At 61.2% G+C, this 26,247-nt stretch carries 28 protein-coding genes; 1 reads left to right on the plus strand and 27 read right to left on the minus strand.

The window, feature by feature from the left end; translation table 11 throughout:
• Positions 1–298: 298 nt before the first annotated feature.
• From ASH01S_RS09050 to ASH01S_RS09070, 5 genes are all read right to left on the minus strand, one after another.
• Entirely contained in the window at positions 299–1,627 is a 1,329-nt protein-coding gene (locus ASH01S_RS09050) for an MFS transporter (protein ID WP_067926787.1), read from the minus strand.
• A gap of 40 nt (positions 1,628–1,667) precedes the next feature.
• Positions 1,668–2,468 (minus strand): cyclase family protein, encoded by an 801-nt coding sequence (locus tag ASH01S_RS09055; RefSeq protein WP_067926790.1) that lies wholly within the window; start codon positions 2,466–2,468, stop codon positions 1,668–1,670.
• 44 nt (positions 2,469–2,512) lie between these two features.
• The gene (gene ilvC, locus ASH01S_RS09060) at positions 2,513–3,514 is read right to left on the minus strand and encodes a ketol-acid reductoisomerase (protein WP_067926792.1); all 1,002 of its coding nucleotides are present in this window, start codon (positions 3,512–3,514) and stop codon (positions 2,513–2,515) included.
• Positions 3,515–3,640: 126 nt separating this feature from the next.
• On the minus strand, positions 3,641–4,648 hold the full coding sequence (pdxA, locus tag ASH01S_RS09065; RefSeq protein ID WP_067926795.1) for a 4-hydroxythreonine-4-phosphate dehydrogenase PdxA: 1,008 nt from the start codon (positions 4,646–4,648) through the stop codon (positions 3,641–3,643).
• A gap of 39 nt (positions 4,649–4,687) precedes the next feature.
• A complete protein-coding gene (locus tag ASH01S_RS09070) occupies positions 4,688–5,911 on the minus strand; it encodes a four-carbon acid sugar kinase family protein (protein ID WP_067926797.1) in 1,224 nt (407 codons plus the stop codon).
• 215 nt (positions 5,912–6,126) lie between these two features.
• Here ASH01S_RS09070 and ASH01S_RS09075 point away from each other — a divergent pair, with 215 nt between their 5' ends.
• Complete coding sequence (locus tag ASH01S_RS09075) at positions 6,127–6,888, plus strand: DeoR/GlpR family DNA-binding transcription regulator (protein WP_067926800.1); 762 nt, start codon at positions 6,127–6,129, stop codon at positions 6,886–6,888.
• A 1-nt stretch (position 6,889) separates the two neighbouring features.
• On the opposite strand, the gene ASH01S_RS09080 is transcribed toward ASH01S_RS09075, so the two are convergent.
• The 22 genes from ASH01S_RS09080 to wecB form a co-directional block, all read right to left on the minus strand.
• Positions 6,890–8,353, minus strand: coding sequence for an NADH-quinone oxidoreductase subunit N (locus ASH01S_RS09080; protein WP_067926803.1), 1,464 nt, complete (start codon positions 8,351–8,353; stop codon positions 6,890–6,892).
• Positions 8,354–8,356: 3 nt separating this feature from the next.
• Positions 8,357–9,904 carry a complex I subunit 4 family protein gene (locus ASH01S_RS09085; RefSeq protein WP_067926806.1) on the minus strand — a complete coding sequence of 516 codons (1,548 nt, stop codon included), beginning with the start codon at positions 9,902–9,904 and terminating at the stop codon, positions 8,357–8,359.
• Positions 9,905–9,907: 3 nt separating this feature from the next.
• Positions 9,908–11,818 carry an NADH-quinone oxidoreductase subunit L gene (nuoL, locus tag ASH01S_RS09090; RefSeq protein ID WP_067926809.1) on the minus strand — a complete coding sequence of 637 codons (1,911 nt, stop codon included), beginning with the start codon at positions 11,816–11,818 and terminating at the stop codon, positions 9,908–9,910.
• A gap of 88 nt (positions 11,819–11,906) precedes the next feature.
• Positions 11,907–12,221, minus strand: a complete 315-nt coding sequence (nuoK, locus tag ASH01S_RS09095) for an NADH-quinone oxidoreductase subunit NuoK (RefSeq protein WP_067926921.1) — start codon at positions 12,219–12,221, stop codon at positions 11,907–11,909.
• A 12-nt stretch (positions 12,222–12,233) separates the two neighbouring features.
• Positions 12,234–12,752, minus strand: coding sequence for an NADH-quinone oxidoreductase subunit J (locus ASH01S_RS09100; protein WP_067926812.1), 519 nt, complete (start codon positions 12,750–12,752; stop codon positions 12,234–12,236).
• Positions 12,749–13,192 carry a NuoI/complex I 23 kDa subunit family protein gene (locus tag ASH01S_RS09105; RefSeq protein WP_067926815.1) on the minus strand — a complete coding sequence of 148 codons (444 nt, stop codon included), beginning with the start codon at positions 13,190–13,192 and terminating at the stop codon, positions 12,749–12,751. The genes ASH01S_RS09100 and ASH01S_RS09105 overlap by 4 nt, the downstream gene beginning before the upstream one ends.
• Positions 13,193–13,247: 55 nt before the next feature.
• Positions 13,248–14,240 carry an NADH-quinone oxidoreductase subunit NuoH gene (gene nuoH / locus ASH01S_RS09110; RefSeq protein ID WP_067926817.1) on the minus strand — a complete coding sequence of 331 codons (993 nt, stop codon included), beginning with the start codon at positions 14,238–14,240 and terminating at the stop codon, positions 13,248–13,250.
• Complete coding sequence (locus ASH01S_RS09115) at positions 14,241–15,365, minus strand: NADH-quinone oxidoreductase subunit D (RefSeq protein ID WP_067926820.1); 1,125 nt, start codon at positions 15,363–15,365, stop codon at positions 14,241–14,243.
• Between the two features lie 24 nt (positions 15,366–15,389).
• Positions 15,390–16,034 (minus strand): NADH-quinone oxidoreductase subunit C, encoded by a 645-nt coding sequence (locus ASH01S_RS09120; protein WP_067926823.1) that lies wholly within the window; start codon positions 16,032–16,034, stop codon positions 15,390–15,392.
• Positions 16,031–16,573, minus strand: a complete 543-nt coding sequence (locus tag ASH01S_RS09125; protein WP_067926826.1) for a NuoB/complex I 20 kDa subunit family protein — start codon at positions 16,571–16,573, stop codon at positions 16,031–16,033. Before ASH01S_RS09125 ends, ASH01S_RS09120 begins: the two co-directional genes overlap by 4 nt.
• Positions 16,564–16,932 carry an NADH-quinone oxidoreductase subunit A gene (locus ASH01S_RS09130; RefSeq protein ID WP_067926828.1) on the minus strand — a complete coding sequence of 123 codons (369 nt, stop codon included), beginning with the start codon at positions 16,930–16,932 and terminating at the stop codon, positions 16,564–16,566. The genes ASH01S_RS09125 and ASH01S_RS09130 overlap by 10 nt, the downstream gene beginning before the upstream one ends.
• Before the next feature lie 288 nt (positions 16,933–17,220).
• Positions 17,221–17,658 carry an ATP synthase F1 subunit epsilon gene (gene atpC, locus ASH01S_RS09135; RefSeq protein WP_067926831.1) on the minus strand — a complete coding sequence of 146 codons (438 nt, stop codon included), beginning with the start codon at positions 17,656–17,658 and terminating at the stop codon, positions 17,221–17,223.
• An 84-nt stretch (positions 17,659–17,742) separates the two neighbouring features.
• The gene (gene atpD / locus ASH01S_RS09140; protein ID WP_067926833.1) at positions 17,743–19,152 is read right to left on the minus strand and encodes a F0F1 ATP synthase subunit beta; all 1,410 of its coding nucleotides are present in this window, start codon (positions 19,150–19,152) and stop codon (positions 17,743–17,745) included.
• Positions 19,153–19,166: 14 nt separating this feature from the next.
• Entirely contained in the window at positions 19,167–20,027 is an 861-nt protein-coding gene (gene atpG, locus ASH01S_RS09145) for an ATP synthase F1 subunit gamma (RefSeq protein ID WP_067926836.1), read from the minus strand.
• A gap of 93 nt (positions 20,028–20,120) precedes the next feature.
• Positions 20,121–21,629, minus strand: a complete 1,509-nt coding sequence (atpA, locus tag ASH01S_RS09150) for a F0F1 ATP synthase subunit alpha (protein WP_067926839.1) — start codon at positions 21,627–21,629, stop codon at positions 20,121–20,123.
• Positions 21,626–22,237 (minus strand): ATP synthase F1 subunit delta, encoded by a 612-nt coding sequence (atpH, locus tag ASH01S_RS09155; RefSeq protein WP_067926841.1) that lies wholly within the window; start codon positions 22,235–22,237, stop codon positions 21,626–21,628. The genes atpA and atpH overlap by 4 nt, the downstream gene beginning before the upstream one ends.
• Positions 22,231–22,716 carry a F0F1 ATP synthase subunit B gene (gene atpF / locus ASH01S_RS09160; protein WP_245629008.1) on the minus strand — a complete coding sequence of 162 codons (486 nt, stop codon included), beginning with the start codon at positions 22,714–22,716 and terminating at the stop codon, positions 22,231–22,233. Before atpF ends, atpH begins: the two co-directional genes overlap by 7 nt.
• A 56-nt stretch (positions 22,717–22,772) precedes the next feature.
• Positions 22,773–23,021: an ATP synthase F0 subunit C gene (atpE, locus tag ASH01S_RS09165; RefSeq protein WP_157067069.1), complete on the minus strand. Its 249-nt coding sequence runs from the start codon at positions 23,019–23,021 to the stop codon at positions 22,773–22,775.
• Positions 23,022–23,126: 105 nt separating this feature from the next.
• Positions 23,127–23,909, minus strand: a complete 783-nt coding sequence (gene atpB, locus ASH01S_RS09170) for a F0F1 ATP synthase subunit A (protein WP_157067070.1) — start codon at positions 23,907–23,909, stop codon at positions 23,127–23,129.
• Positions 23,910–23,920: 11 nt separating this feature from the next.
• Complete coding sequence (locus tag ASH01S_RS09175) at positions 23,921–24,322, minus strand: ATP synthase subunit I (RefSeq protein WP_083516983.1); 402 nt, start codon at positions 24,320–24,322, stop codon at positions 23,921–23,923.
• Positions 24,319–24,564, minus strand: a complete 246-nt coding sequence (locus tag ASH01S_RS09180) for an AtpZ/AtpI family protein (protein ID WP_245629009.1) — start codon at positions 24,562–24,564, stop codon at positions 24,319–24,321. The genes ASH01S_RS09175 and ASH01S_RS09180 overlap by 4 nt, the downstream gene beginning before the upstream one ends.
• A gap of 521 nt (positions 24,565–25,085) precedes the next feature.
• Positions 25,086–26,246, minus strand: coding sequence for a non-hydrolyzing UDP-N-acetylglucosamine 2-epimerase (gene wecB, locus ASH01S_RS09185; protein ID WP_067926929.1), 1,161 nt, complete (start codon positions 26,244–26,246; stop codon positions 25,086–25,088).
• Position 26,247: the final 1 nt, after the last annotated feature.

Here is a 26,247-nt window from a genome sequence, read left to right on the forward strand (position 1 = left end):
CCAGCAAACAACCCACAGGGTGCTGGTTGGAATTCTACACCCATTGGTCTATCTCGCGACGGCAACACGGGACTCCGAACGCTTCGACCATTGACGAATCGGATAATTAGTCTATAGCATAGCCCTTTCCTTGCGCTCAACTTCGAGAGCCATAAGTAATCCCGGAATCCACCACATGGAGGGCTCCGGGATGAGGAGTACATTCTTGCGGCATGCGCACTCATTTTCTCTATTTTGCAATTTGCGAATAGACGCTTGTTCTTTCCGGCCCAGGGTTCAGGACTACCTGCAATTGGTTTTAGGCCGAGATGTCTTCAAGCTTAGTACCCGGCTTAATCCGAGGCAAAGCCAACGTCAGCCATTGTCCTACGGCGAGAACAACCGCAATGATGACCCAAGTTGCCGTCGCCGTAGTCACGGAGATGAGCAGAGTCCATAACAGGCTCCCGATGAGCAGTCCAAGTGTGAAAATAGCCCCGAGAAAGCCAACAGCCGTGCCCCGAACGCGCGTCGGGAAGCTCTCTCCCCAGTATGCATAACCAGCCCCGGACCACGTCCCATTCGTCACCTGGTAGATGACGAAATAGAGAATGAACACCAGGGAATGTTGATGCACGAAGAGAAACAACAGGTTCAAGGGAGCAGTGAGAATTCCAGTCACAATCAATACATTTCGACGGCTAAAGATCTCACCGAGAACTCCCCCTAAGACATAGAAGAGATAACCAATTCCACCCGCTACGAGCAGCATATGGGCTGCCTGCGCATCCGTCCAACCGTCGTACGTGGTCAACCAGTAGGTTATATATACGTTTGTTGCCACGTAGGATATAGAATAAAATAACCACACGGCAGTGAGAAGCAACAATTGCCGTCTCACATACCCCTTCTCGGCAAACAACTGGAGCCAAGTTACCTTGTTTAATTGACGGATATCAACTGGATAGATTTCAAGTAGCCTGTCCACTTCCTCGTGCCTGCCATCCTCTAGCGCCTGTCGTACTTTCTTTATATGGAGAAATCGGTCAGATTCCTTAACCCAAATCCGCGCTATGATAACAAAAATGATCGGTATTACTCCCCACAGAAACACCGTCCTCCAACCGTACCCAATAAACTCTAGGTACACGCCAGAGGCGAGAAACACGCCAAGCGGCCACCCACCTTGAACGACAGAATATAGGAGCCCGCGATATCGTGGGTTTAATTGCTCATTCACCAATGTAACCGATATGGCTAACTCGGACATTGCAAACCCGGAAGCCAACGCACGAACGATAGCAAGCTCCGTGTAATTATTAACGAAGTATGTTAATCCGGTAAAGACGCCGGCGAAGACCAGTGACAGTTGCCACATGCGGCGCCTTCCTATTTTATCCATTCCATAACCCACAAACATCGTGATCACAAATTCAGCCGCATATACAAAGAACCCCAACAATCCAACCAGCGTCGACGACAAGTGAAGGTCAGACGCAATATTCGGCATGGTGAGAACCAGCAAATTAAAGTCATACGAAGCCAGAGCCCAGCCGACGAGCGCTACAATAATGAGGTACACAGTATATCCGACAGAAAGTGAATTGCGCGGCGTCACACCTGTGGACTGCACTTCCAAATTAGACATGGTGACACTCCTCTCTATACAAAATTGATAAGGAAGAAAATTATCGTTCCACCAACGCTATGGCGCGACCTGGGCCACCAGTTGAACCCTCTACCTTCACGGGCAAAAACATAAATGTGAACCCGCGGGCTGGAAGTCGGCTGAGCCCCGATAGCAACTCGACATAGCGCATGCCTCGACTTAGCCCTTCTTGGTGTGCAGACGCTCCATCATGTGCCGCTCCGATGCTGGGAGCATCTATGCCAATGCATCTAACCCCCCGGTCATACAGGTAAAGTATGGTCTCGACATTCGGCGCCGGCCAACCGGGCGCTGACTTCTCAACCAACGGCTTGAATGAATACTTCGCGGCCTCCTCCCCACGCACATAGAAACGATCCCACCCGGTATAAAAGAGGACAATCTCTCCACTGATGGGGCCATTCTCCCGCTCCCATGCTTGAATGTGCTGTACACTGATGTAGGGACTGACACCAGCCTCTGAAGCCCCATTTCCCACCTGGGTCACGTCGATGCAAACACCAGGTCCCATCAGGTCCTCCAGGGGAACCTTGTCCCCGGATTGTGCGCCAAATTGCCCGCTCCACGGAAGTTGTGTGCAAGGATGAGGAATAAAATGGGTCGGCGCATCAAAATGGGTGCCGCAGTGCTCATCCATGATCCAAAATCGTGTCTGGTAGGGAGCTATGCTCCGTACGTAGCCATGCGGCTCGCTTACTTCCGTGTAGTAATTCCATACCTTGGCTGAGAACGGCATATGTGATGGCCAATATGACGGTAAGGACTCCGAGACGGTTACTGACAAATCCACAACACGCAATTTGTCAAGAGATATCGCCATTTCACAGACACCTCCACACAAATGCTCGTTCCTGTGGGATCACCTTATAGGAAATCCTCTCCCAGCGCTTCTCTCAGTGCACGTTCGTACGTAGCCATCGGATGTTCTGTCAAAAGCGCTTCTCTCATCCGATGGAATCGATTCAGCCCAGCTTGTCTTTCATCTTCCCAATTCCTTGCAAAGGCTCCGCTTTGAATTCGGTTTCTCAGAGTGTCAAAGATAAAGGAACGCAATGGGCCTGGGTCTACTCCGGGAAGGGACGTGAGTTGTCCATATTGAGATGTCTGCGAGTGAAGCCGGATTTGTTCGAATAATCCATTTGCAGCTGCTCGATAAAAGATTTCTGCGGGCTCCTTGGACATGTACATCTCCAGCAAGACAGCCTCGGGCGGCAGTCCTGCCTCCACCTGCACCTCGAATGCAGCCTCAAGGACCTTATAGATGAGCGGAAGTATGGCCTGCTCGGTCAGCAAATCCATCCATGTCTCCTCTTGGAAGGTCACCGCCATTGAACCCGTCCGCAGTGCTCCAATGGCCAATGCCACCGCTTTGGCAAATTCCCAGGCACGTCCGCTTGCATCTTGATAAACATCGAGAAAAGCCGGGAAACCCTTGCCTTGAACGAATAACGAACGCACACCATCCCCAATCATCCTGGGCGCGACCATAGTGACATCGACTGACTTATCGGGTTGAATCAAACCGTAAGAGACGTTATAGCCTGATGCAAAATTGACCACTTTCCCAGCCCGCAATTCTGGCGCTATAGCCTCCTTATACACCTGGGGCTGTTCCTCGTCAGGGACCAGTACGAAGATGATATCGGCACGTGCGCAGGCTTCTCGCACACTCATGACTGGGAATCCATCGCCTTCGGCACGTTCCCAAGATGCATCCCTTATATTTCCAATTATAATGTTTTGTACTCCGGAATCCCGCATATTAAGAGATTGGGCTCTACCTTGATTGCCATAACCGAGAACGGCAATCGTCTTGTCGGCTAGCACCTCAAGCGATGCATCCTTCTCATAGAAGACCTTTCTCATAGCAAATCAGCCTCCTAATCGTAGTGGTTCTCGATGTATGCGATTACATCCCATAATGCTTGTGTGCGCCGCCCGCATCCCCTTAGCGCACACCGCGGGCGGCGGCGAGACTGCTTCGCTCCTAACTCAAACCGGCCGGTAATTCGGCGCGTAGCGGATGGCGGCGCGGATGGCTTCCACCATCGAGACGGCGGACGCGAGTCCCTTGCCGGCGATGTCGAAGGCGGTGCCGTGATCCACGCTGGTGCGCAGGGTCGGCAGGCCGAGAGTGATGGACACGGTTTTCTCGAAGTCCATCACCTTGGCGGCGATGTGCCCCTGATCGTGATACAGGGACAGCACTGCGTCATACTGGCCCTGGCGCGCAAAGTGGAAGACCGAATCCGCAGGCACCGGGCCGACAACATCCATACCCTGCGCCACCGCGCGTTCAACGGCGGGGCGAATGGATTCGACCTCCTCCCGGCCGAGCAATCCCCCCTCCCCGGAATGGGGATTGAGTCCAGCGACCGCAAGCCGCGGTTTGGCCGTGACCAGGCTTTCGAGGGCGCGATAGGCGCGCACGATGCCGGCGTGGACAAAATCGGTGTCCGCAATCTGGCGGCAGGCCTCAATGAGCGGCACGTGGCGAGTCAGAAAGAAGATGCGCACGTTCTGAATGAGGAACATGGTCATCTCCGACTTCACGTGCTGCAGGTCGGCAAACATTTCAGTGTGGCCGATGTAGGGCACGTTGGCGGCGCGCAGCGCCTCTTTGTTGATGGGAGCCGTGACAACCGCGTCCACCTCGCCCGCGTTCGCCAATTCCACCGCACGCTGCACGTATTCAAACGCGGCCTGCCCACACTGCGCCTGCACCTCGCCGAGCGTCAGCTTCGAGACGTCGATGTTGTCGAGATCCAGGACGTTCACCGTACCCGCCGTGTAGGAGGCGTCGGACGGACCGGACACCCGCTGCAGCGAGACCGGAATGTCCAGCCGCGATTGGATATCCTGCAGCGCCGCCAGGGAACCAATGACAAGCGGCCGCGCGTCGTCGTATAGAGTGGCGTCGGTCAACGCCTTCAGCGTGATCTCTGGGCCGATGCCGGCGGCATCGCCCATGGTGATAGCCAAAACGGGACGTTCAGACATGTGCTCACCTTCCTGTGCTGTTTTCCCGCAGTACCGGAGTCAAGCTCCGGACAATAACACTCGGACACTGTCGTACACAGCGCTGTCAGGCCCAATCGATCCACCCTTGGTCACGACGCGCAGGTCCCTGTGCGGACCGGAGACGATGCGACTGAGGATGCACAGCGGCCACACCTCGAGGATGGGCTCCAGCGCCTCCGCCTGGAGACGGTGCAGGACCTCGTAGGCCACCTCCCCGCCGCTGACGTACAGGCCTTGAATGGTCACCCGCTCCAGCACGGCCTCCGTCAGCACGGCCAGGGCGCGCGACACATCCACGGCCGCCCGGCCGCCGCATGGGCTGCCGTCGGTACGCACGCCGACAATGGGCTGCTGGGCGAAAGCCTGCTCCACCTGTTGGGCGATCCGCTCGAGACACGCGGGGCCCGTGTCTGGAGCGGCCAACGTGAGTGGATCGATCTGGAGAAGGCGGGTTTCGCTGTGCTCTTCCAGGTACGTGAGTTGGCGCCGGGTGGTCGGCATGAGACTGCCGGAGACGACGAAGATGCGGTTCTGCTGGGCGGCCAGCGCCGAGAAGTAGTGGACGGTGAACGGCCCTGGATCAATCGGCAGGATAGGCACAGGCCAGGTGGCGAAGGACTGGGCCAGAGACGCGATGTCCTCGTCGCTCTCCGCGTCGCAGACAATGAGCAGACGCTGGCCGTCCGTGCCGCCGAGGCGCTGGACAAGCTGCTGAAACCCTTGCGCGGCCTCCTCGGGCGTCACACGCACAATCGGCAGGCTGGTTTGTGTGCGCAGCAGTTCCGCCAGGTTGGAAGTGGTTACAGGGGTGTATACATCGGCGCCAATTTCCGTCTCGTGCACAGGGACACCGTGCACGTACAGGCAGCCGTCACGCACGGTGCGTCCGGAAGAGGGAAAGGCACCGACCACCACTCCGACGGCCCCCGGCGGGAGCAGCTCCAGCATCGCCTCGGCTTCCGCGCCAATCGGCCCGCGAAACGTGCTGTCGATGCGTTTTGCCACGTGAGTCTTTGCCCCCCACCGCCGCAGGACCAGGCGCATCATCGAGCGTACGCGATCCGCTGCCCTATCCGGGGGCAGCAGTCTGGTGCCTGTATTCCATATCGTCGCGGCGCCCTGTGGCGGCGGCAGCGTCTGGTCGTGACGCAGCAGGGTTTGGGCCCGCCAGCCCAGATGGCGAAACAGCACGGCCTCGGCGTTACAGCCGGTGAGGTCGTCGCCAAACACCAGGATATCCATGCCCGTCCCCTCCCAGCGATGCGCAGTGTGTGCGCGACCTGCAGTCACAATATATTACACAAAATAACACATTGTCAATATGATAACTTCAGGAAATCACATTTTATTTCACAAAGATGTTCGATATAGATAAGTCTTGTTGCTTTGTGGTGACGACGGTGCAGGGACCCTCTATAATGAGATTAGCACACCGGTAGAAAGAGAGGTGTTTGGGGATGTTGGCCGCGCAGCGCAGAAAAGAGATCTACCACATGCTCGCGACACGCGGGCAGGTCGAATTGCAGGAGCTCGCCGCGCACTTTCAGGTGTCGATGATGACCATTCGCCGCGATCTGGAGCAGCTGGAACAGGAGGGCAAAGCGCGGCGGGTGCACGGAGGCGCCATTGTCGGGGAGCAGAAGTGGATGCCCGACAGCCTGGAGGTCAAGTCGACGGCGAACATCCAGCAGAAGCAGGCTGTCGCGCGCAAGGTGATGACCCTGCTCAAGCCCAACCGCTCCATTTTCCTGGATGCCGGCAGCACGGCGTACGAAGTCGCGAAGGAGCTGACCGCCTCGTTTCTGGAACCGCTGACCGTCTGTACGCCAGATCTGCAGATTGCCCTGCTCCTGTCCCAAACCCCGCGCTTTCAGGTGTACGCCTGTGGCGGACTTGTGGACTCGGCCACCGCCAGCTTCGGCGGCGCCTTCGCCACGCGGATGATCCGCTCGCTCCACGCGGACCTGGCGCTCATCGGCTGCGACGGGTTGACCCTCAAGGACGGAGCGATGAGCGCCCGCGTGGAGCAGGTGTCGGTCAAGCAGGCGATGATGGAGCGCAGCCTGCAGGTGGCGCTGATGACCGACAGCAGCAAGCTCGGCCGTGTCTCGTTTGCCACCATTGCCCCCCTGCACGCTTTCGACTACGCGGTGATGGACGACGGCGTCGATGAGACCCTGTCCGAGGGGCTGAAGAAATCAGGCGTCCAGGTGGTATGAATCAAAACCACTGCACCCACTGCAGCGGGTGCAGCAGCGCCGCCGGAACCACGCCGAGCACGAGGGTGCCGGCCACGCACAGCGCGACCACCAGGTTCATCACCGGCCCGGCGTGTATCGGCTGTACGGCCGCAGTGTCGGCATCGCGGCGGAACATGTGGCGCACCCAACCCAGGTAGTAATAGAACGAGACGATGCTGGCGACAAACAGCAGTATACCCAGCCACACCGTCTGGAAGTGGATGGTCTCCACGAATATGTAAAACTTGCCGAGAAACCCGCCGGTCAGCGGCATGCCCGCGAGCGAGAGCAAAAACACGGTCAATGCCCCCGCCAGCCAGGGGGATCTTTGATACAGACCGTCCAACGCGTCGTCCGTGGACGTCTGGCGCGCTCGGCCCACCACCGACACCACGGCAAAGGCGCCGATGGTCATGAAGGTGTACGCGAACAGGTAGAACGCCAGGCTGTCAAACAGGCCCGTCCAGTCGGTGTAGTTGGGGCCAATGAGAGCCAAGGGAATCAGCGCGTATCCCGCCTGGGCGACGCTCGAGAACGCCAAGAGCCGCTTCATGTTCCGCTGCGGCAGAGCGAGCAGGTTGCCCGCCAGCATCGTCGCCGCGGCAAAGATGCCCGCCCAGTAAAATACCTCCGTCGCGACTCCATTGAAGATGAACAGGAGCATGCGCAGCAGCATGGCGAACGCGGCTACTTTTGAAAGCGTGGCCAGGAAGGAACTGATGGGCGACGGCGCTCCGTCGTAGGCGTCGGGCGTCCACATGTGAAACGGAACCAACGACAGCTTGAACCCCATCCCGGACAGCATGAGGATAAAGCCGAGCAGCACGATGGCCGGGTACTGCTGGTACAGCTGGCCGCCCAACTGTCCCAGCTGCACCAGGCTGGTGGTGCCGGAGATGCCGTAGATAAACGACATCCCGTACAAAAGCACGGCCGAGCCGACGGATCCCATGATCAAATACTTGACTCCGCCCTCGACGGCACGGACGGATTTTCGGCGGACGGCGACCAGGACGTAGCTGGCGACGGACAGGAGTTCCAGGCCGATGTACAGAGTGATGAGATCCAAGGCGGACGCCATCGCCAGCGCCCCGGCCACGCCGAACAGGATGAGATACGTGTGTTCAGCGGCCAACGGCCGCTCGGCGCTGTACGCGTACGAGAACAACAGAATCAGCGCCGCCGAGACGAGGATGAGCAGGGTAAAGACGCTGGCAAAACCATCAATCATCACCGTGTTCAGCGCCGCTGTCGGCTTAGCCCACAGATGCTCCACGGCCGGCACCAGCGCCGCCAGAACGCCGGCCAAGGCCGGCCAGACCAGCCAGCGGCGGGGCCCTTTGAGAAAGATGAACTCCAGAATCATGACCACAAACGCGGTCACCGAGACGATAAGGAGTGGGCCCATCGTCAGCCAATAGGGTTGATGGATGAGGTCCGGCATGAATTAACCCCCTATCCCGAGCAGCGTGTGAGCCGACAGGCCAAACAGGCCGCCGATGACGGCCGGGTAGACTCCGACCACCAGCACCAGCGCGGTCAGCACAACGAGCGGCAGGTACTCTACCGGCCGGGCGTCAGTCAGCGCTGCGGCAGGCGACACGGCCGGCCCAAACGTGGTCTTTTGTATCGCGTACAACAGGTACGTGGCAGACAGGACGAGCCCGAGCGCGCCGACCAGTGACAGGTATGGGTGGCCGGCGAAGGCGCCCAGGAACGCCTGCAGTTCACTGATGAACCCGCTGGTAAGCGGCAGCCCCAATGATCCGAGCGCAGCAAACAGCAAGAACCCGGAGAGCATGGGCATGGGTTTGGACAGACCGCCCAGCTGCCCCATTTGGCTGGTTCCCGTGCGGGCCTCCATGGCACCCGAGACGAAGAACAAGAGCGCGGTGAGCAGCCCGGAGGAGACCATCATGAACATGGCTCCCTGCAGTCCGGCCGCGTTCATCGCCGAGATGCCGAGCAAGACCAGTCCCATGTGACTGATGCTGGAGAAGGCTATCAATCGCCGCCATCCGTCCGCTACCCAGGCGGCAAACGCTCCGTACAGGATGTTGATGACACCAAACACCGCCAGCAGCAGGCTGAACCGGTGCACCTGATCGGGTAGCATGCCGACACCGAAGCGCAGCAGAATATAAGCGCCGATTTTTGTCATCATGCCGCCCATCAACATGTTGGTGGCAGTGTCCGCCTGCTCGTGCGCCTGCGGCAGCCAGGTGTGAAACGGGACAAACGCCTCCTCGATGAACACGGCCAACAGCAACACCAGGAACAGGGCCGGCCGCGCTCCGCTGAACACCGCCGCAGCGTGCCCGATGTCCTGTTGCAGCGTGGGCAGCGAAAACGTCAGCGATCCGACCGAACTCGGCAGCTTCGGCGTGGAGGCGACGGTGGCCCCTTGGTAGTACAGCCCGGCCAGGCCGTAGGCCAGGCCGACAAACGCCACCAGCACCCCGATGGTGGCAAACCCGCGATACAACAAGAACTTGAAAGCCGCGTGCCGACGGCGCGGGCCGCCAAACTGCTGGATCAAGAAAAACCCCGCAAATAGCGCCAGCTCAAGCGCCACCAAGAAGGTGAACAGGTCCAACGCCGTGAGCACGCCGAGGATGGCCGCCACAAGCAGGCTCTGCCAGAAGTGGTACACGCGAGCGCCTCCTGCGGGGGTCGGCACGCCGACCACCGCCAGCAGCGCGATCACGGCCGTCAGCGTCACCAGCGGCAGCGACAGGCCATCCACCCCGAACGACAGCCCGATGGTCAGGTTGTGGCCCAACCATACGTTGGGGAGCGTGAACCAACTGAATGAATTCATGTGCGCATACCCGGCGCCAGGATAGCTGGCCCAGGCCAGCACAGCCAACACCAGGGACGCTGCAAAGCCGAATCCGGCGACAAGCCGAGACAGACCCGCGGCGCGCGTCGGCAGAAACAGGGTGACGAGCGCCGCAATCACCGGCGCCCCCGGCAGCCAAAGACTCAGGCCCATGTTCTACAGCACCCCCCCGACACCCAGGACCGCAACCACAATCACGACCACCAACCCGAACGCCGCAATCACGCCGTACGCCTGCACCTGCCCATTCTGCGTGTATTTCAGAGCCAGACCCAGGACACCCACCAGCCGCGCCCCGACCTCGATGATGCCGTCGATGAGATACCTGTCCAGCGCGCGCACCAGGCGCGCCACGAGCTTGCCCCCGACGACCACGGTGTGGTAGTACACCTCATCCAGGTAGAACTTGTGCAGCGAGATAGCGTACGGGATGGAGAGTTTCTCCGCCAGCCGCGCCGGCGCGTCCGACTTGCGCCCGTACAGCAGGTAGGCCAGGCCGATGCCCAGCAGCCCGACCACGACGCTGAACACCATCAACGGCAGGCTTTCCTGCACCGGCGTCGCGGCCGCCGCGCTGGCCGTCGCGTCATGTTCCAGATACCGCTCCAGCCCGTGCCCGGTCCACGGTGTGTTGACAAACCCCGCCAGCGTCGCCAGCGCCGCCAGAATCACCAGCGGCACCGTCATCACCCAGGAGCCCTCGTGGGCGCCCACGGTTCGTTCCTCATCCCGGGACTGACCCGTGAACACGAGGAAGTAGACGCGAAAGATGTAAAAGGCGGTGCAGAACGCCGCCACCAGCCCCAGCCAGTAGAGCGCCATGTCGCCGCGCTGCCACGCCGCCGTCAGGATGTCGTCCTTGGACCAAAAGCCGGAAAACGGAAAGATGCCCGCCAGCGCCAGCGCGCCCGCCAGGAACGACCAGCGGGTTATCGGCAGCTTGCGGCCGAGCCCCCCCATCTGGAACAGGTCCTGCGTGTCGACCGCGTGAATCACAGACCCGGCCGCCAAAAACAAGAGCGCCTTGAAGAACGCGTGCGTGAACAGGTGAAACACGCCCAGCGCATAGGCGCCAATACCCAGCGCCAACATCATGTATCCCAGCTGGGAGATGGTCGAGTAGGCAATCACCCGCTTGATGTCCCGCTGCGTCAGGGCAATCAGAGCCGCCAGCAGCGCCGTCACGCCGCCAATCCAGGCCACCGTCGTGAGCGCCGGCGGGCTGGCCTGAAAGAGCGGGAACATGCGGGCCACCAGATAGACGCCGGCGGCGACCATGGTGGCCGCGTGAATCAAAGCCGACACCGGCGTCGGGCCTTCCATGGCGTCCGGCAGCCAGACGTGCAGGGGAAATTGCGCCGACTTGCCCACCGCGCCAAGAAAGACCAAGAGCGCCGCCAACGTGGTCAAGCCCTGGCTGCCCATCCAGCCCAAGTGCAGAGTGTGAGCCGACACCGCCTGGAAGATCGCCGTGAAATCGAACGATCCGCCCGTGCCCAGGAACAGCAGAATCATGCCGACAAACAGGCCAGTGTCGCCGATGCGGGTGACAATGAATGACTTCTTGGCGGCCAACGCGGCCTCCGGCTTGAAATACCAGAACCCGACCAACAGATAGGAGCACAGGCCCACCATTTCCCAGAATATGTACAATTGCAATAGATTCGGAGAGATCACCAGCCCCAGCATCGAAAAGACAAACAAGTTGAGGTACTGGTAAAACACGGAGAATCGCTCATCCCCGTGCATGTAACCCTGCGAGAACAGCAGCACCAGCACGCTGACCAGGCTGACAACCACCAGCATCAGGGCGTTCAGGTGCGTGAGCGAGATGCCCACATCGACGTGGGCGGATCCAATGGTGAGCCAGTGGAACAGCCAAGTCTGACCACCCGCTGGTTCAGGTCCCAGCTGGAAGAACACCACCAGGCTCAGTACGCACGAGATGCCGGTCAGGACCACGGACACCCCGGCCGCCACCGCCTCCGGCGTTCGCCGCCCGGACAGGAGCAAAAACACGTACCCCGCCAGCGGCAATAGCGGCACCAGCCATACCCAATCTGTCATACCTTCATCTTCCCCCCGGCCCGGCCCAAGCCGACAGCGCGCCGCGTCCTGCGCCTTTCGCCAGCGACGCCCGCCGCGAGGCCGCCTGTCAATACTTTTCCGTGTTCAGGTCCTTCACCTCGGTCGACTTGCGCAGACGGAATGCGGCCAAGACCAGCGCCAACCCGACGGCGATCTCGGCGGCAGCCACGGTGATGACGAACAACGCGAACACCTGCCCGTCGAGACTCGGCGCCACCCCGAGACGCGAGAAAGTGACCAGGTTGATGTTGACCGCGTTGAGCATCAATTCCAGCGAGATCAGTACCATGATGAGGTTGCGCTTAGTCAGCGCCCCGTACAGACCGATGCAGAATAGGATGGCAGCCAGACCGAGCAGAGACCCGGTCGGCACCGAGACCACCGGATTGTCCACTCACTCGTCCTCCTTTCGCGCCTGCGCCAGCATCACGGCGCCCACCAGCGCCACGACCAGGAGCAGCGACACCAGCTCGAAGGCAACCGTGTAGTGTTGGAACAACTCCAGGCCGATGGCGGCCGGGTTGGAACGGCCGCGGTTTATGTCGGTGCCGCCCTGCGCCGGCCACGCCTGGCTGCGGATAATCCACAGCAGCGCGGCCGCCAACAGGACACAGAACACGGCGCTGGCACCGTTGCGCAGCGTCCAGCGAAAGGGCGGTTCCATTTCCTCATGGTTGGTGAGCATGATGGCAAACATGATGAGAATGGTGATGGCGCCGGCGTAGATGAGCACCTGCGCAATGCCCACGAACGGCGCCCCGAGCAGGATGTACACGGCGGCGCAGCCGATGAACACCGCCCCAATCGCCAGCGCCATGTAGATCACCTTGCGCAGCGTGAGAAACGAGATGGCGGCGCTGAGGATGGCCAGCGCGATGATAAAGAAAGCGATGAGCGCCGGGTGCAGGTTCATGCGTCGTCACCCGCCGTGGCCGCTTGTGCGCGCTCGGGATGGTTCTGCTCGTAGCGCAGCTGGTTTTCGTACAACCAGTTCATGTCCAGATAAAAGTTGTCGCGCGTCTCCGCGGCCATCTCAAACGTGTCGGACATGAGAATCGCCTCCGTCGGGCAGACCTCGGTGCACAGGTCGCAGAGAATGCAGATGTCAAAGTTGATGTCAAACGTGTCGATGCGCATTTTTTTGTTCGCGTCCCGCTCCCCGCCCAGCGAGATGCAGTCGGTGGGACAGATACGGGCGCACTGGTTGCAGTTGATGCACAGCTCAGGGATGAACCGGTGCACCCCGCGAAACCGTTCCGGCCACTCCGGGCGCACGTCCGGGTACTGCAACGTGACCTTTTTTTTCGGCAGCTGGCTGAGCGTGACGCTCATTCCCTTGAGAAATCCAAACACGCGAGCTCACCCCGTTTCCTCCCTGCAACCGGCAGGGCGTCAAGATGACCGACCTCTACACCCACGCCTTGACCACCGCCGTGATGACCAGGTTGAGCAGCGCCACCGGCAACAGGACTTTCCAACTGAATGACATCAGCTGGTCCACGCGCAGCCGCGGCATGGTGGCGCGAAGCCAGAACTGAAAGAAGATAAACGCCGCAACCTTGATGGCAAACCACAACCATCCCGGCAGCCAGGGCCCCAGCCACCCGCCGAGGAACAAGGTCGCCGCCAGCCCGGCCATGGCGAACATGTACAGGTATTCGGTGAGCATGAAGAAGGCGAAGCGAAAGCCTGTGTATTCGACATGGTACCCGGCCACCAACTCCGATTCCGCCTCCGGCAGATCGAAGGGAGTCCGGTTCAACTCCGCGGTCGCGGCCACCAGGAACACCAGAAAGCCCAAAATCTGCGGGATGACAAACCACCAGGTACGCTGCGCCGCGACGATGTCGTTCAGGTTGAGCGATCCGGCCATGAGTACGACACCGACCAGCGACAGTCCAAGCGGGATCTCGTAGCTGAGCATCTGCGCCGCGCTGCGCATGCCACCAATCAGGGCGTACTTGTTGTTGGAAGCCCATCCCCCCAGCATGACCCCGTGAATGGTGATCGCGGACAAGGCCAGGTAGTACAGGGCGCCGATACTGAGGTTGGCTGTAAACACGTGTGTGCGGGAGAACGGAATGACAGCCAGGACCATGAAGGATGGGATAAAGGCAATCACCGGGGCCAGCAGGAACAGGCTGCGATCCGCCTTTTCGGGCACCACGTCCTCCTTGATGAGCAGCTTCAGGATGTCCGCAAACGACTGGAACAGCCCGAGCGGCCCGACGCGGTTGGGGCCGATGCGTCCCTGCATCCAGCCCAAAACCTTGCGTTCAAAGTAGATCTCGTAGGTCACCACGCCCAAACCGATGAGGAGCACAATGACGGCACCGATGACCATACCGAGGAACGGGAGCCAGGTGAGTCCCACGTTGTGCCACTGCCAGAGCCAGTCCATTCAGGCGTCCACCTCCCCCAGCACGATGTCGACGGCGCCGAGAATCGCAATCAGGTTGGCGATGTTCTGCCCCCGCAGGAGTTGCGGCAGCAGCTGCAGGTTGACGAACGAGGGCTTGCGGATCTTCAGCCGGTACGGCTTGTCTTTGCCGTCGCTGACAATGAAAAAGCCCAGCTCGCCGCGCGCCCCCTCAATGCCCGAATAGTACTCGCCGGCCGGAATGCGAATCAGTCGCGGCACCTTGCCCAGGACCGGCCCCGTATCGGGGATCTGCTCAAGCGCCTGCTCGACAATCTTCAGCGACTCCCCCATCTCCAAAAGGTGCAGGTAGTAGCGGTCAAAGCAGTCGCCGTGTTGTCCGAGGGGCACGGCGAAGTCGAAACGATCATAGATGCTGTACGGCTTCTTCCGCCGCAGGTCCCAGTCGAAGCCGGTGCTGCGCAGGTTGATGCCGCTCATTCCGTAAGCCAGCGCCGTTTCAGCGTCGTACACCCCAACCCCGCGCGTGCGATCAAGGAAGATCTCGTTGCCGGTGATCAGGCTGTCGTACATTTTGATCTTCTCGCGCATGAACGGGACAAACGCCCGCACCTTGTCGAGCCAACCCGGCGGAGCGTCGTACTTCACACCGCCGATGCGCATGAAATTGTAGGTCATGCGCGCCCCGCTGATCTCGTTGAACAACTGAACAATTCGTTCGCGCTCCTGGAACACGTACAAAAACGGGCTCATGGCGCCCAGGTCCAGCAGGTACGTACCGATGAACAGCAGATGGGAGGCGATACGCTGCATCTCCATCAGAATCACCCGCAGGTACTCGGCGCGTTCCGGAACCTGGATGTCCAGCGCCTCCTCCACGGTGTGGCAGAAGGCGTAGTTGTTGAGCATGGCCGCCAGGTAGTCGAGCCGGTCGGTGTAAGGAATGATTTGGGTGTACTGCAGGTCCTCTGCCAGCTTCTCCGTTCCGCGGTGCAGGTAGCCAATGACCGGATCGGCATCGAGAATCGTCTCGCCACTGATCTTCACCAGCAACCGAAATACTCCGTGCGTGCTGGGGTGCTGCGGGCCCACGTTGAGCAACATCTCTTCGGTGCGAACTTGGTTGGCTTCGTCCAGGAGCGCCATCGTCCTAATCCCCCCGCCTCATGTTCACGGCCGCTGTCCGTCGACCAGCGGCCGTTCCGTCTCTGCCCAGACACTGTAATCTTTGCGCAGCGGATGCCCGACAAAATCGTCATCCAACATGATGCGGCGGAGATCCGGGTGGCCGCGAAAGTCCACCCCGAGCAGGTCATAGATCTCCCGTTCCTCCCAGTTCACCCCAGGATAGACCGAGACCAGAGAGGGCAGCCAGGCCTCATCCCTCGGCGTCTGGGTCTTGAGGCAGACAAAATGGCCTAACTCCGTGGATTGGACAAACAGCACGACCTCAATCCGATCCTCATAGTCGGTTCCCGCCATGCACTCGACGTAGTTGAGCCGCCAATCAGGGTGGGTACGCAGGTAGTTGACCGCATCTAACCAGCGCTCGCGGGCAATCCGCAACATGGGTTTGTGGTGCGCCGCTCCGCTCTCCAACACCGCCTCGGGCCCGAATCGGTCCGCCACCGCTTGGTGCAGCCGCTCCGCCTGCTCTTTCGCGGCCAGGACGCGAGGATCTGGCGCAGGCGGCTGCTTGTTCGCCGCCGCCCGTCCGGCCGCAGGCGCCGCCCCGGCCGCCGCTTTGCCGCCTCCCTCCTGACCTCGGGCCGCCTTGGCTGGAGCGGCCGATTGCTGGGGCTGCTCTTCACTCACGCCCGCTCCCTCCTCATGCGCGCCTCGCGGCGAATTTTCTCCTGCAGCAGGTTGAGACCGTAGATCAACGCGGGCGGCGACGGCGGACAACCGGGAATGTAGATGTCGACCGGCACCACCTGGTCAACCCCTTTCACCACCGAGTAGCTGCGTACATACGGACCTCCTGCGGTCGCACAGACGCCCATGGCCACCACCCACTTCGGGTCGGCCATCTGCTCGTACAGGCGGCGCAACAGCGGCGCCATCTTTTTCGTCACCGTCCCCGCCACAATCATGACGTCCGACTGCCGCGGCGAGGCGCGAAAAAAGATGCCAAACCTATCCATGTCGTAGTGGGAAGCGCTGGCTCCCATCATCTCAATCGCACAGCACGCCAAACCGAATGTCAGCGGCCAAAGGCTGTTGCTGCGCGCCCACGCTTTCAACTGCTCGAGCGGCTGTAGCAGGACGCCAGCGCGCCGGAGTTCCATGTTCTCTTCAGGGGTCAGCCCTTCGTACTCGATGACCGGCAAACGGCTGTCGGCATTCAGTTCCATTCGAGCACCTTCTTTCGCCACGCGTAGCCGAGACCCACGGCCAGTATGACAATGAACAAAAGCGCTTCCACCAACCCGAACTTGCCCAGCCGATGGTAGCTGACAGCCCACGGATAGAGAAAAAGGGTTTCCACGTCAAAGACGACGAATAATAGGGCAAACAGGTAATAGCGGGCATTGTAGCGGACATGCGAATCGCCAATCGGGTTGACACCGCTTTCATACGTCTCCAGTTTCCCACGTGTCGGTCGGCTGGGACGCAGCATCGGCCCGATGATCCAGAGGGTCGCCAACGGCAGCAGCACCGCCAGTGCGATGAACAAGATCACGAACAAGTACTCGTTGAAGTACTGAGACATCCCTGATTTCCCCTTCCGGCCAACTCACCCACCCCGCAGGCGGCGACTGGCGTGAGCCAAAGCATGGAAAACCTATGATCCGACGGAAGGATTCCGACCTCAACAAATATCGATATAGACGCAAATATTATAACAGAGCTGGTTGGGAGAGTACAACAAAACGCCCGCCAATGACGGGCGTCGTTTCCGTTTTTCATACGGTTACAGGCGGCGCGTTCCCCCACACCGACCGCGGTCAAGCGGACGTGGCCAGACGGATATGAGACTCACCGGCAAGGGAACCGCCGCTCAGTCCGCGCGCCGCCCCAACAGGTGGCCCGCCTGCGCCGATTTCTCAGCGGTCTCCTGGCGCAGCCTGGCACGCCGCAGAGCCGCCTCCGCCTCAGCCCGCTCCTCCGGAGTGGACACCTTGGCCAACCGTTCCTCGGCCTGCTCCTGCGCCCGAACGGCCCGCTCCACATCGATGTACCCGCCCAGTTCCGCAGCATCCGCCAGCAGCGTGATACGGGTGGGCAGGACCTCCAGGAAACCGCCCGTGACGTGGATAAAGTCCTCGCCGTCCACAAGCTTTACCTTGACAATCCCTGGCTTCACGGTGGTCGCCAGCGGTGCGTGCCGCGGCAGAATGCCCAGTTCTCCGTCGCCGCCGCGCAGGGAAACCATGCTGACTTCCCGAGACAAGAGCTGCCTCTCCGGCGTGACCACTTCCAACAGAACCGTACTCACTGCGCCACCTCCTTCCTGGATGCGTTGCCGCGTGGGCGGCGGCCAATCCACCAGCCGACCGCCCATCGTCGGCCCGGACCCGAATTACGAGACCTTGATGCCGTCCTTTTCGGCCGCTTCGTAGACCTCGTCGATGGCGCCACGGTAACGGAAGTAGGTCTCCGGGATCTCGTCCAGCTTGCCCTCCAGGATCTCCTTGAAGCTGCGCACCGTGTCCTGAATCGTCACGTATTTGCCCGGTAGGCCGGTGAACTGCTCGGCGACGAAGTTGGGCTGCGACAGGAAGTTCTGGATCTTGCGCGCGCGCTGGACAGTGAGCTTGTCATCATCGCTCAGCTCGTCCATGCCGAGGATGGCGATGATGTCCTGCAACTCACGGTAGCGCTGCAGCACCTGCTGCACTCCGCGCGCCACCTGGTAATGCTCCTCGCCGACGATGTCCGGCGACAACGCGCGGGACGTGGACGCGAGCGGATCGACCGCCGGGTAGAGGCCCATGTCGGCAATCCGACGCTCCAGGTTGGTGGTCGCGTCCAGGTGGGCGAACGTGTTGGCCGGCGCGGGGTCCGTATAGTCATCAGCCGGCACGTAAATGGCCTGGATGGACGTGATGGACCCGCGGACGGTGGAGGTGATGCGCTCCTGCAGTTGGCCCATCTCCGTAGCGAGCGTCGGCTGATAACCTACAGCGGACGGCATGCGGCCAAGCAAGGCCGACACCTCGGAACCGGCCTGGGTGAAGCGGAAGATGTTGTCGATGAACAGCAGCACGTCGCGCTGCTCGACATCGCGGAAATACTCGGCAATCGTGAGCCCCGCCAAGGCGACGCGCAGGCGGGCGCCGGGCGGTTCATTCATCTGGCCGAAGACCATGCTGGTCTTGTCGATGACGCCAGACTCTTTCATTTCGTGGTACAGGTCGTTGCCTTCGCGGGTACGCTCCCCGACGCCGGCAAACACCGAGTATCCACCGTGCTCCTTAGCGACGTTGTGAATCAGCTCCTGGATGAGCACCGTCTTGCCGACGCCGGCACCGCCAAACAGTCCGATCTTGCCGCCCTTGATGTACGGGGCCAACAAGTCGATGACCTTGATGCCGGTCTCGAAGATCTCCACCTTCGTGCTCAAGTCGGTGAAGGCGGGCGCCTTACGGTGAATCGGCCAGGTCTCATCGGCCTGCACCGGGCCGGCCTCGTCGATGGTCTCGCCGAGCACGTTGAAGATGCGACCCAACGTTCCCTGTCCGACCGGCACGCTGATGGCGCGCCCGCTGTCGATCACTTCGGCGCCGCGCACGAGCCCGTCTGTCGACGACATGGCAATCGAGCGGACCACATTGTCGCCCAGGTGCAGGGCGACCTCCAGCGTCAAGTGAACGGGCACATCGCCTTCGTAGTCGATACGCAAGGCGTTGTTGATGGCCGGCAGCTGCCCTTCGGGGAAACGGACGTCCACGACCGGCCCCATCACGTTCACTACCTTACCTTTGTTCACGAATTCCCCTCCTCTTACTTCAACGCCTCGGCACCGCCGACGACCTCCGCAATCTGCGTGGTAATCGCCGCCTGGCGCGCGCGGTTGAGCGCCAGGGTCAGGTGCTTAATCATGTCTTCCGCCGCGTCGGTCGCGTTGCCCATGGCCGTCATGCGGGCGCCAAACTCGCTCGCCTTGGCGTCGAGTATGGCCTGGTAGACGAGCGTCTCCGCGTAGCGAGGCAGCAAAGCCTGCAGCAGGGATTCGGCGTCCGGCTCATACAGGTAATGAACGACCTTGCCCTCCGACTCGCCCTCGACGCGCGAGAGCGGCAGCACCTTTTCCACCTTTGGCCGTTGTGTCATGGCGTTGATGAACTCGTTGTATATCAAGTACAGTTCGTCAAACTCGGCATCCTCGTAGGCCTTGACGACCTGCTCCACAATGCCGCGCACACTATCGTACGTGGGTGTATCGGGTACACCGATAATCTCCCCGCCGATGGGATACCCGTGGCGACGGAAGAAATCGCGGCCGCGCCGGCCCACGGCGTAGACGGTATACGCGGTCTTGTCCTTCTGGCGAAACTCTTGCAGCGCTCTGCGAATCACCTGCGCATTGTACGGCCCAGCCAAGCCCCTGTCCGCCGTGATCACCAGATAGCCGGTGCGTTTCACCGGTCGCTCCGCCAACAACGGGTGCTTGACGTGCCGTGCGTCGCGCGAGACCCCTGCGAGCATCTGGCGCATCTTCGCCAGGTAGGGCTTGGACTGCTGCACCGCCTCCTGCACCCGACGCAGGTTGGCGGCGGCCACCATCTCCATCGCGTTGGTGATCTGCGCCAGGTTGCGCGAGCTTTTGATTCGACGTTTGATGTCTCTGGCACTCTGCGGCACCGGTCATCACCACCTTGCTGCCACCCGCCCCTGGGCGGACGTGCATTGCCGGGCTGTCGATCCGGTCGAAAGGCCGACCGGCCGACGCCCGGATTAGGCGACAAACGTCGCCTTGAACTTCTGTACCGCTTCTTTGAGCAGATTGACCGTGTCGTCGGACAGGTCTTTGGTGTCGACGATGGCCTGGAAGATCTGCGGGTAGTCCGTGCGGATGAAGGTCAGCCAATCTTTCTCGAACTTGCGCACGGCGCTCGTCGGAATATCATCCAGATAGCCGTTGACCGCCACCCAGATAGCGACCACCTGCTCCTCCGCCGCCATCGGCTCGTATTGGTTCTGCTTGAGGATCTCCATCGTCCGCTCGCCGCGGGCCAGCCGCGCCTGCGTCGCCTTGTCCAGGTCCGAGCCAAACTGGGCAAACGCCTGCAGTTCACGGTACTGCGCCAGGTCGAGCTTGAGTGTACCGGCCACCTTTTTCATCGCCTTGATCTGAGCGGCGCTGCCGACACGGGAGACCGACGTGCCGACGTTGACCGCCGGCCGCACGCCCGCGTAGAACAGGTCCGACTCAAGGAAGATCTGGCCGTCTGTGATGGAGATCACGTTGGTCGGAATGTACGCCGAGATGTCGCCCGCCTGCGTCTCAATGAAGGGCAGAGCCGTCAGGCTGCCGCCGCCGCGCTCGTCGGACAGCTTCGCCGCGCGCTCGAGCAGGCGCGAATGCAGGTAAAACACGTCGCCAGGGAAGGCTTCGCGGCCGGGCGGACGGCGCAGCAACAACGACATTTCGCGGTAGGCCGCCGCCTGCTTGGAAAGATCGTCGTACACCACCAGGGCATGCTCGCCGTTGTACATGAAGTACTCGCCCATCGCGCAGCCAGCGTAGGGGGCCATAAACAGCAATGGAGCCGGGTCCGAAGCGCTGGCGCTGACGACGATGGTGTAGTCCATGGCGCCGTGCTTGCGCAGCGTCTCCACCACCTGCGCCACGGTGGAAGCCTTCTGGCCGATGGCGACGTAGATGCACTTCACACCGTTGCCTTTCTGGTTGATGATGGTATCGACCGCGATGGCCGTCTTACCGGTCTGCCGATCTCCGATGATCAGCTCACGCTGTCCGCGGCCAATCGGGATCATCGCGTCAATCGCCTTGATGCCGGTCTGCAGCGGCTCGTGCACCGAGCGCCGGTCAATTACGCCGGGAGCCCGCGACTCAATCGGGCGGTATTCAACCGCCTCAATCGGCCCGCGGCCGTCAATCGGCTGCCCCAACGGATTGACCACGCGTCCCAAGAGCGCAGCGCCTACCGGCACCTGGGCAATGCGGCCGGTGCGCTTGACCTGGTCCCCCTCCTGAATCCCCTCGACGGAGCCAAGGACAACCACGCCGACGTTGTCCTCTTCCAGGTTCAAGACCATGCCGTAGACGCCGTTGGGGAATTCGACCAGCTCACCGGCCATGACGTTATCCAGGCCGTAGAGACGGGCGATGCCGTCGCCAACCGACAGCACGATGCCGGTATCGTAGACCTGCACCTGGGATTCGAATTGCTCAATCTGCTTTTGTATCAGAGCACTGATTTCATCCGGTCGAATACTCAAAGGGTTCCCTCCTTGCCGGCTGCGCCAGCCAGCAGCCTCTCATCAAACTGCGCGAGCGCCCCTTTGACGGTCGCGTCGATGACGCGATGGCCCAGCCGAATCCGGTAACCGGCGATGAGATCCGCGTTGACCTCAACACGGGCGCGCACCTCGCGGCCCAGCGCCGCCGAGAGCTTGTTTGTGAGCTCCTCTTGCTCGTGTTTCGACAGCGGCAGCGCCGACTCCACATTCACCTGCACGCGGCCCCGCTCCGCCTCCACCAATTCGTGAAACCGTTCAGCCACCGCACTGATGTATTCACTCCGGTTGCGCCGGAAGAGCACGCCGAGAAACTGCAGAACCAGAGAGTGCACGGGCTCGCTGAACAGGCTTTTCAAGCGCCCGAGCAGGCTGCTCTTGGCCGCCTCGGACAAAAGGTCGGAGACGACCTTCAGCTTGTCCTCGGGGCCAATCAGCGGGTGCTCTAACATCGCCCGCAGGCGCGCGTCGGCGTTAATCAAGGTCGAGACCAGGGTCAGCCCCTGGTCCACCTGCTCCTCTACACCCTTCTCCTTGGCCACCGCGAGCAAGCCGTGCGTGTACCGGTTCGTGACGACGCCGCTCAGCATACCAGCTCACCCAGGCGCTTCTCCGCCTCTTTGAGCATCTCTTGATGCACTTCCGGCGTCACCCGTTCACGCAGCAACCGCCCGGTCAGCTCGACCGTCAGGCCGGCCACTTGGTTGAGAACGCTGTCCAGCGCCTCCTGCCGCTCCCGCTCGATCAGCTTGCGGTTCTCTTCCAACAGACGCGCCGCCTCCGCTTCCGCCGCGGCCACTATCTGCCGTGCCTGTTCTTCGGCGCGGGCGCGCGCTGCATCGACCATCTGCTTGGACTCCCTGCGGGCTTGGTCGACCAGTTCGCGGTGTTCCGCCAACAGCCGCTCGGCCTGCGCCCGTCCCTCTTCCGCCTCCGCGATCTGCCGCTCAATGTGCAGACGGCGCTGTTCCATCATATTGCTGAGCGGCTTGAAGCCGAAGCGGATGACGATGGCCAGCATGATGAGAAACGCCAGGAGCGTAACAATCATCGTGCCGAATTCAAACACCTGCGTCACCCCTTCCCGATTTCTGCCCCAACACCGTCACGCGTCACGCAGCTCGCTTACAGGACGCCCTGCGTGAACAGGATGATGATGCCGAAGGCCAGCGCGATGACCGGGAAGGCCTCAACCAACGCGACACCCAAGAGAGCACTGGCGAAGATAGAACCGCGCGCCTCCGGCTGACGGGCCACGCCTTCCACGTACTTGCTCATGACCAGACCGTCACCGACACCGGAACCGACGGCAGCCAGACCCAACAGCAGGGCCACCGCGATATCAAACAGGGCTTGGACTATAACTTGGCTCATGAAGCATTATCCTCCTTGCACTTTGCGTGTGCTGATGATGTGTATGAATACAACCCTTTGCAATCAGCCCGCGGACGGGCACCCCCGCCCACTCCCGGAACCGGGTCAGGCCGTCGCCTGATGGTTGTGATCACCATGCGCCTTGTTACCGATATACAGCGTCATCAGGATGGTGAACACATAGGCCTGGATGGTGCTGACAAAGGCGCTGTAGAACACCCAGACCACAAGCAGCGGCAAACTCCACGGAATGAACCCAAACAGCATCGGGGCTCCTGCGAGCACGCCAATCAAAGCTTCACCGGCAAAGATGTTGCCGTAAAGACGCATGCCGTGCGTCAGAGGATTCGTGATCTCCTCCAGAATGGCCATCGGGTTCTTGTAGTGCTTGAGCCATTGCAATGGGTGACGGAGACCGACGGCATGGCTGATGACCCAGACCATGATGGCCAACCCGAGGGCCATGCTCATGTTGGCCGTGGGCGAGTTGAACAGCTCGATGGCGAAGTCCTTGCCGCTTTGATGGGCCTTCGCAATGTCCTCGGCGGTGATGCCAAGCCAGGGAATCGGGTGGCCAATCTTCAAGTCGACGACAAAAATCAGCCCGAGCCAGTTGGCGAAGAATAAGAACACCAGCATCATGAAGGCCAGCGGCAGCACCCATTGCACGATCCGCTCGTTGGGCATCGTCTCGCGCGCCATGTTGGTGACGAAGTCCGCTGCCCATTCCACAACGTTCTGCATCCCGCGCGGGCTGCGCATATCCATGCGGCGCACGCCCAAGCGGACGAACACCAGCACCAGCAGGCCGGCCAGGACGGTCATGGCGACCGTGGTCAGGTTGGTCGCCCACATGGTTCCCTTGAATAGGGTAGGGAACGGCGTCACTCTGCTGTCACCTACTTTTCCTTTGGAGTCTCGCCACGGTTTCTGGCGTATCCGTAAAGTCCCACGAAAACCAGGACAAAGCCGAGTAAGTAGCCAATCAGCGCAGCGTACGGATTGACGTTCGGCAGTTTGACGGCAGCAACCATCACCGCCGCCAGCACCGCCAAGCGCGTAAACATCCCCAGCATCCCCGAGGCGAAGAGGGCCTTGCCCTCTAAGCCACCGTGCCGGTGGCCGTAGCGGATCATGCTGTAGACTGCGTAGGCACCGCCCGCCTCACCGAGTAGGAGACCGTTCATGACCGAACGCCACGGCAAAGCAACCGCCCAGACGGCTGCTGTCAACAGCAACCCTGCGGCGCCCACATAGGCCATCCAACGTATCCGTGCATCCAGTCGCTGCATGTCGTTCATAACTTATCTCCCAGGACTTGTTTGGCGAGGAACGCGAGCCCGGACGCGCCGACGAACACGCCAAAAAACACGCCGACGGCTGTCACCCATGCGTGGTGCCAGTGGACAGCCAGACGCTGCCCCAAGTAGCCGAAGACAACGATGCAGACCGCTAACTGCAGGGACGCACCCGAGAAAAACGCAAACGTTTTCCAGGGACTGGCCTGCCTTTGCTTTCCGTCATTGTCCGCTACGGCTGTCACCACCCATCGACTCTGGTGGGGTATGGTACTGAACTGCGGCGTGCCGCTTGTCTTTTACGTGGGCCTCACCGCGATTAAGCCGGAACCCTCGCTAATACTATCGAACAACACTCTATTGTGTCAACGCGCAGACGCCGATATCGGACCGAAAACGGGGAATACCGGCGGTTTGTTCATAATTCTGCCGTTTTCCTTCCGATCCGGCCGTCTCCTTTCATTTTATGCCCTAATATTTTAGTTTAAGAAATTTTCGTCTCCCCTGTCCCTGACTCCGCGTCTGTCCGTCTCGCCCTGCGCCCTCACCCCCCCTTCCGCCAGCAACTCCAGCATCAACGTCCCGCCGCCCCATATGGAAGCGCTTGCAAACACAGTTCCGTTACCGCCCGTCGCTGCCAACCGACGTACTGCCGGCGGCACACGCACCACCCGGCCACCGCCGAGAGGCACTACTCAGACCGCGGCGCGACGGCTGCTCGCGGCTCACGGGTCGATCCGCCCGCCCCCGTCGGCAGCCGGCAGAACTACACGCGCCCGTGCGCATGGTGGACAAACGGGGTTGGCCTGGGCGCGCCGGTAAAGCGGTGCAAAATCGCCGCCACGATGCGCCGCGACGCTTCCCCGTCGCCGTAGGGGTTGCTGCGGCCCGCCATGTCGGCGTAAGCCCGCGGGTCCTCAAGCAGGCGCGCAGCTTCGGCGATGATGTGCTGGCGATCCGTGCCGACCAGCCGCAGTGTTCCGGCGGCAATCCCCTCCGGCCGTTCGGTGGTGTCGCGCAGGACCAGCACCGGCACGCCTAACGTCGGCGCCTCCTCCTGGATGCCGCCGGAATCGGTCAAAATCAGCGTGGCGCGAGCCATGAAGTTGTGGTTGTCGATAACCCCGAGCGGATGCAGCAGGTGAACACGCGGGTGCCCGCCCAGGATGGAAAACACCGTCTCACGCACGCGCGGGTTCAGATGCACCGGGTAGACCACGTGCACGTCGGGAAACCGGTCGGCCAGCGCCCGCGCCGCTTCGCAGATGTGGCGCAGCGGCGCGCCCAGGTTCTCCCGCCGGTGCGAGGTCATGTAGACGATGCGCGCGCCCTCCGGCAGCCGTTCCAGCACCGGGTGCCGATACTCGCGGCGGACGGTGGTGCGCATGGCGTCAATCGCCGTGTTGCCGGTGACGTAGACCGACTCCGGCGGCTTGCCCTCACGCCACAGGTTCTTCGCCGACCACAGCGTCGGAGCGAAGTACATGTCGGCCAGCACGTCAGCCAGCTGACGGTTCATCTCTTCCGGATACGGGCTGTATTTGTCGTACGTGCGCAGCCCGGCCTCGACGTGGCCGACGGCCGCCCGCTGATAGAACGCGGCCAAGGCGGCGGCGAAGGTGGTGGTGGTATCTCCGTGCACCAACACAATGTCCGGCCGCCGGTCCGCGATGACCGCCTCCAGCCCGGCCAGCGCCTTGCGCGTTATCGTCCCCAGCGTTTGATTGGGCTCCATGATGTCCAGGTCGTTGTCCGGCGTGATGTCGAACACCTTCAGCACCTGGTCGAGCATCTCACGGTGCTGCGCGGTCACACAGACGAACGACTGCACGTTTGGGTGGCGTTCCAGCTCCTTGACCAAAGGCGCCATCTTGACCGCTTCCGGCCGCGTGCCGAAGACCGTCATCACCCGCACCGGGCGGTCCATC

This window comes from Alicyclobacillus shizuokensis NBRC 103103 (assembly GCF_001552255.1).
Taxonomy (GTDB): Bacteria; Bacillota; Bacilli; order Alicyclobacillales; family Alicyclobacillaceae; genus Alicyclobacillus_G; species Alicyclobacillus_G shizuokensis.

What these genes read in the sequence shown, in the direction of transcription:
- ASH01S_RS09050 (WP_067926787.1), bottom strand. Translation starts at nt 1,627, where the DNA reads ATGTCTAATTTGGAAGTGCAGTCCACAGGTGTGACGCCGCGCAATTCA.
- ASH01S_RS09055 (WP_067926790.1), bottom strand. Translation starts at nt 2,468, where the DNA reads ATGGCGATATCTCTTGACAAATTGCGTGTTGTGGATTTGTCAGTAACC.
- ilvC (WP_067926792.1), bottom strand. Translation starts at nt 3,514, where the DNA reads ATGAGAAAGGTCTTCTATGAGAAGGATGCATCGCTTGAGGTGCTAGCC.
- pdxA (WP_067926795.1), bottom strand. Translation starts at nt 4,648, where the DNA reads ATGTCTGAACGTCCCGTTTTGGCTATCACCATGGGCGATGCCGCCGGC.
- ASH01S_RS09070 (WP_067926797.1), bottom strand. Translation starts at nt 5,911, where the DNA reads ATGGATATCCTGGTGTTTGGCGACGACCTCACCGGCTGTAACGCCGAG.
- ASH01S_RS09075 (WP_067926800.1), top strand. Translation starts at nt 6,127, where the DNA reads ATGTTGGCCGCGCAGCGCAGAAAAGAGATCTACCACATGCTCGCGACA.
- ASH01S_RS09080 (WP_067926803.1), bottom strand. Translation starts at nt 8,353, where the DNA reads ATGCCGGACCTCATCCATCAACCCTATTGGCTGACGATGGGCCCACTC.
- ASH01S_RS09085 (WP_067926806.1), bottom strand. Translation starts at nt 9,904, where the DNA reads ATGGGCCTGAGTCTTTGGCTGCCGGGGGCGCCGGTGATTGCGGCGCTC.
- nuoL (WP_067926809.1), bottom strand. Translation starts at nt 11,818, where the DNA reads ATGACAGATTGGGTATGGCTGGTGCCGCTATTGCCGCTGGCGGGGTAC.
- ASH01S_RS09100 (WP_067926812.1), bottom strand. Translation starts at nt 12,752, where the DNA reads ATGAACCTGCACCCGGCGCTCATCGCTTTCTTTATCATCGCGCTGGCC.
- nuoH (WP_067926817.1), bottom strand. Translation starts at nt 14,240, where the DNA reads ATGGACTGGCTCTGGCAGTGGCACAACGTGGGACTCACCTGGCTCCCG.
- ASH01S_RS09115 (WP_067926820.1), bottom strand. Translation starts at nt 15,365, where the DNA reads ATGGCGCTCCTGGACGAAGCCAACCAAGTTCGCACCGAAGAGATGTTG.
- ASH01S_RS09125 (WP_067926826.1), bottom strand. Translation starts at nt 16,573, where the DNA reads ATGGAACTGAATGCCGACAGCCGTTTGCCGGTCATCGAGTACGAAGGG.
- ASH01S_RS09130 (WP_067926828.1), bottom strand. Translation starts at nt 16,932, where the DNA reads ATGTCTCAGTACTTCAACGAGTACTTGTTCGTGATCTTGTTCATCGCA.
- atpH (WP_067926841.1), bottom strand. Translation starts at nt 22,237, where the DNA reads ATGCTGAGCGGCGTCGTCACGAACCGGTACACGCACGGCTTGCTCGCG.
- atpE (WP_157067069.1), bottom strand. Translation starts at nt 23,021, where the DNA reads ATGAGCCAAGTTATAGTCCAAGCCCTGTTTGATATCGCGGTGGCCCTG.
- ASH01S_RS09175 (WP_083516983.1), bottom strand. Translation starts at nt 24,322, where the DNA reads ATGAACGACATGCAGCGACTGGATGCACGGATACGTTGGATGGCCTAT.
- wecB (WP_067926929.1), bottom strand. Translation starts at nt 26,246, where the DNA reads ATGGACCGCCCGGTGCGGGTGATGACGGTCTTCGGCACGCGGCCGGAA.